The organism is Mycobacterium sp. 1165196.3 (genome assembly GCF_001673415.1).
In the GTDB taxonomy this organism is placed as follows: Bacteria; Actinomycetota; Actinomycetes; order Mycobacteriales; family Mycobacteriaceae; genus Mycobacterium; species Mycobacterium europaeum_A.
On record NZ_LZLU01000147.1, the window covers coordinates 1 to 4,594 of the forward strand.

Annotated in this window: 5 protein-coding genes; 2 read left to right on the forward strand and 3 right to left on the reverse strand. The window is 69.4% G+C overall.

Annotation, left to right across the window (positions count from 1 at the left end; all coding sequences use genetic code 11):
* The coding region (locus A5659_RS16295; RefSeq protein WP_156749246.1) for an aminodeoxychorismate lyase at nt 1-484 on the reverse strand (484 nt) is incomplete at its 3' end.
* A 173-nt stretch (nt 485-657) separates the two neighbouring features.
* Here A5659_RS16295 and A5659_RS16300 point away from each other — a divergent pair.
* Together A5659_RS16300 and A5659_RS16305 are read left to right on the forward strand one after the other, a co-directional pair.
* Nucleotides 658-1,752, forward strand: a complete 1,095-nt coding sequence (locus A5659_RS16300; protein ID WP_067182499.1) for a folate-binding protein YgfZ — start codon at nt 658-660, stop codon at nt 1,750-1,752.
* 146 nt (nt 1,753-1,898) lie between these two features.
* Entirely contained in the window at nt 1,899-2,084 is a 186-nt protein-coding gene (locus A5659_RS16305; RefSeq protein ID WP_066865508.1) for a DUF3073 domain-containing protein, read from the forward strand.
* Between the two features lie 67 nt (nt 2,085-2,151).
* Here A5659_RS16305 and purM read toward each other — a convergent pair whose 3' ends face one another.
* Both purM and purF read right to left on the reverse strand, forming a co-directional pair.
* Complete coding sequence (gene purM, locus A5659_RS16310) at nt 2,152-3,246, reverse strand: phosphoribosylformylglycinamidine cyclo-ligase (protein ID WP_066880648.1); 1,095 nt, start codon at nt 3,244-3,246, stop codon at nt 2,152-2,154.
* 70 nt (nt 3,247-3,316) lie between these two features.
* Nucleotides 3,317-4,594 (reverse strand): amidophosphoribosyltransferase (gene purF / locus A5659_RS16315; RefSeq protein ID WP_067182502.1); only part of this gene is annotated, 1,278 nt, incomplete at its 5' end.

A 4,594-nucleotide genomic window follows, 5' to 3' on the forward strand; every position in this document is an offset into this window, starting at 1 on the left:
GGCGCAGGGCCGCCATATTCACCGCGTAGGACAGGGTCTTGGCGCCGGCCAGCAGCCACGGCATCGCGTCGACGCCGGTGGCGGGCAGCCCGCGATCGAGCGTGATCGCCGCCAGCCCGCCCCGCCGGACCGCCGTCACGCGGTCGGGGACGGCGTTGACCATGACGTAGGCCGTCGGCGCCGACCCGCCCTCGCGGCCCCGGCTGTAGATCAACCGCATCGCGCCCTCTTCGGCGTTGTCCGCGCACCACTGCCGGGTGGCCGCCTCGATCGCGCTTCGCCACCGCGGCAGATCGGGTGCGGGCAGATCGGTCAACGCGGCGGACTGGGTCAGCCGCTGCAGATGCGGCTCGATCAGGCAGGCCCTGCCGTCGCGGACCAACAGCGTCTCGAAGACACCGTCACCGCGGACCGCCGCCAGGTCGTCGGCGTGCAGCAGCGGCGCGTCGGGCGAACGTATTTCGCCGTCCAGCGTGACGATCACACCCGTCTGGCCCGCCATGGTCGAAAGCCTATCCAATGTGGCCGAAGGGGCCCGCGCCGCGACCGCGTCCACGTGGGACCTCGCGAACGTGAAGCTAGCCGCACATTCGGCTCCGAGTGTGAAGCCAGCTTCACACTCGTTGGGGGCGCCCGGCGGGTCCGTAGAGTTGACTCGTGACCCACCCCGTCCCCGCACCCGAAACCGGACCCGACGCCGGTGCCGTCTGGCATTACGGCGATCCGCTGGGCGAGCAGCGTGCGGCCGACACCGACGCGATAGTGGTGGACCGCTCGCACCGCGGCGTGCTCACCTTGACCGGCAAGGACCGGCAAACCTGGTTGCACAGCATTTCGACGCAATTCGTCAGCGACCTCCCCGACGGCGCCAGTACGCAGAATCTCAGCCTCGACGGGCAGGGCCGCGTCGAGGACCACTGGATTCAGACCGAGCTGGGCGGCACCACCTACCTCGACACCGAACCGTGGCGGGCCGAGCCGTTGCTGGGATACCTGCGCAAGATGGTGTTCTGGTCGGAGGTCACCCCGGCCGGTGCGGAGCTGGCCGTGCTGTCGCTGCTCGGCCCGAAACTTGCCGACCGAGCGATTCTCGACGCGATCGGGGTGGATGCGCTGCCCGCCGAGCTGACGGCAGTCCCCACCGGCGACGGCTTCGTGCGTCGGATGCCGGGCAGCCCCGCCGGCCGGCTCGAGCTTGACCTGCTGATTCCGCGCGCCGCGGTCGACGAGTGGCGCAAGCGCCTGACGCAGGCCGGAGTGCGACCCGCCGGGGTGTGGGCCTACGAAGCCCACCGGGTGGCGGGCCTGCGGCCCCGTCTCGGCGTCGACACCGATGAGCGCACGATTCCGCACGAGGTGGGGTGGATCGGTGGCCCCGGTTCGGGGGCCGTCCACCTGGACAAGGGCTGTTACCGCGGGCAGGAGACGGTCGCGCGGGTGCACAACCTGGGCAGGCCGCCGCGGATGCTGGTGCTGCTGCACCTCGACGGCTCGGTCGACCGGCCGTCGACCGGTGACCCGGTGCTGGCCGGCGGCCGCACCGTCGGCCGTCTCGGCACGGTGGTCGACCACGTGGATCTCGGTCCGATAGCGCTGGCGCTGCTCAAGCGCGGGCTGCCCGCCGAGACGGAATTGGCGACCGGACCGGACGCCTCGGTCGCCGCGGTGATCGACGCCGATTCGCTGCCCGCAACCGAACAAATCGGCGCGGGGCGGCTAGCTGTTGAACGGTTGCGGGGCGGTGCGGGATAATGAACGGTAACGTCCGCCACAGCAAGTAGGGGGCGCCAACGCCCGGTGGCGGGGCACGGTAAACTGTTGGCAGGACAATACGACACCAGGAGATCGGAGCCGCCTACTCGTTAGGCCGCTCCGTTATTGCGCGAGGGGGTTCCCCCATGGGCCGCGGCCGGGCTAAGGCAAAGCAGACCAAGGTTGCTCGAGAACTCAAATACAGTTCTCCACAGACCGACTTCCAGCGGCTTCAGCAAGAGCTGTCCGGATCGGGTTCGGACGACTCCAGTGACCTGGACAGCGACGGATCCGACGAATCCTGGGACGACCAGGACAGCTGGCGTCGCTAAGACCAACGCCCCGGCGCCGATGCGTAGTGCACCGGCGCCGCGTTAGTTCTGCCGGAGCACAAGCTTTCTAAAACCTCGGGTGCAGACCGACCATCTTGGCCCGTGGGCCTTCTTTTCCGCCTTTGCCCACGGTGCCCAGCACCCAGCAGTCCAGGTGCCGGGCGGTCAGGATGGCCAGGGCCCGGTCGGTGTCCTCGGGGGCCACGATGGCGATCATGCCGACGCCCATGTTGAACGTCTTTTCCATCTCCTCGCGGGTCACCCGCCCGCGCTGGGCGATCATGGCGAAGACAGGGGCGGGCGTCCAGGTCCCGCGATCCATCTCGGCGACCAGGCCGTGCGGGATGACGCGTTGCAGGTTGCCGGCCAGCCCACCGCCGGTGACGTGGCAGAAGGTGCGCACGTGGGTTTCGGCCGCGAGCGCCAGGCAGTCCTTGGCATAGATGCGGGTGGGTTCGAGCAGCTCTTCACCGAGCGTGCGGCCGAACTCCTCCACATATCCCTCGAGGTTCATCCGGTCGATCTCGAGCAACACGGTGCGCGCCAACGAATATCCGTTGGAATGCAGACCCGACGAACCCATCGCGATGATGACGTCGCCCGGTTTGACCCGGTCGGGCCCCAGCACGTCGTCGGCCTCGACGACACCGATGCCGGTGGCCGAGATGTCGTAGTGGTCCGGTTCCATCAGGCCGGGGTGTTCGGCCGTCTCGCCGCCCAGCAGCGCACAGCCGGCCCGCACACATCCCTCGGCGATGCCACTGACGATGGCGCTCAACCGTTCCGGCACCGTCCGGCCCACCGCGATGTAATCCTGCAGGAACAGCGGCTCGGCGCCGCACACTACGAGGTCGTCGACCACCATGGCCACCAGGTCCAGCCCGACGGTGTCGTGCTTGTCCATCGCCTGGGCCACCGCCAGCTTGGTGCCGACGCCGTCGGTGGAGGCCGCCAGCAGCGGCTCGCGATAATCGCCACGTAGCGCGAACAGGCCGGCGAATCCGCCCAAGCCGCCCCGGACCTCGGGTCGCGTGGCTTTCGTCGCCAGCGGCTTGAACAATTCGACGGCGCGGTCGCCGGCTTCAATGTCCACCCCGGCCGACGCGTAGGTGATGCCCTGACTGCCTTGGTGGCGTCCTGGACTCTTTCCGGGATCCGTCATCGCGATAAAGGCTACCGGGCGGCGCCGACGGCCGGTATCAAACGTCGGTGAAGGAGCGCAACCGAGTTCCTCAGTGCACGACCGGCACTTCGTCGGGCGCGAGTTCCTCGAGCCCGGCGCCGCGGGCGGCGTTGGCGAGCATGTGCTCGATGACGTTCTTGCCCAACGCCGTTTCCCCGGGCAGTTCGATCGGGTACTGGCCGTCGAAGCAGGCGGTGCACAGCCGCGAGGCCGGCTGCTCGGAGGCCGCCACCAATCCGCGCAGCGAGATGTAGCCCAGCGAGTCGGCGCCGATGGCATGCCGCACCGCCTCGAGCATCTCCTTCTTGTCCTCGACCGCATTGGCGATCAGCTCCGCCGGTGACGGGAAGTCGATACCGTAGAAACAGGGCCATTTGACCGGGGGTGAGGCGATCCGCACGTGCACTTCGACGGCGCCGGCCTCGCGCAGCATCCGCAACAGGGCGCGCTGCGTGTTGCCGCGCACGATCGAGTCGTCGACGACGATGAGTCGCTTACCCCGGATCACCTCGCGAAGGGGGTTGAGCTTCAGCCGGATACCGAGCTGGCGGATGGTCTGCGACGGTTGGATGAAGGTGCGCCCGACGTAGGCGTTCTTCATCAGCCCCTGGCCGTAGGGGATGCCCGACTCCTGGGCGTATCCAACGGCGGCGGGCGTGCCCGACTCGGGGACGCCGATCACCAGGTCGGCCTCCACGGGACGTTCGCGGGCCAGCCGGCGGCCGATCTCCACCCGGGTCGCGTGGACGGACCGTCCGGCGATCGTGCTGTCCGGTCGCGCCAGGTAGACGTATTCGAAGACGCAGCCCTTGGGGGTGGGGTTGGCGAAACGCGTGGAGCGGACGCCGTCGGCGTCGATCGCCAGCAGTTCGCCCGGTTCGATGTCGCGGACGAACGAGGCGCCGACGATGTCGAGCGCCGCCGTTTCGGAGGCCACCACCCAGCCGCGGTCCAGCCGTCCCAGCGAAAGTGGCCGCACCCCATGGGGATCGCGACAGGCGTACAGCGTGTTCTCGTCCATGAAGGTCAGGCAGAACGCGCCGCGCACGGTCGGCAGCAGGTCCAGCGCCGCCTGCTCCAGGGTGGCGTCCGCCGCGCCGTGGGCCAGCAGCGCGCCCAGAATGTCGGAGTCGGTCGTCGCCGGTGCGGGGGCGCGTTTGGCGATCAGCCCCTCGTCGCGGGCGCGCGCGGCGAGCTCGGCGGTGTTGACCAGGTTGCCGTTGTGTCCCAGCGCCACCCCGGTGCCGGCCGCGGTGTTGCGGAACACGGGCTGGGCGTTCTCCCAGGTGGTGTCGCCGGTGGTTGAGTAGCGGCAGTGCCCGATGGC

What these genes read in the sequence shown, in the direction of transcription:
- A5659_RS16305 (WP_066865508.1), top strand. Translation starts at nt 1,899, where the DNA reads ATGGGCCGCGGCCGGGCTAAGGCAAAGCAGACCAAGGTTGCTCGAGAA.
- purM (WP_066880648.1), bottom strand. Translation starts at nt 3,246, where the DNA reads ATGACGGATCCCGGAAAGAGTCCAGGACGCCACCAAGGCAGTCAGGGC.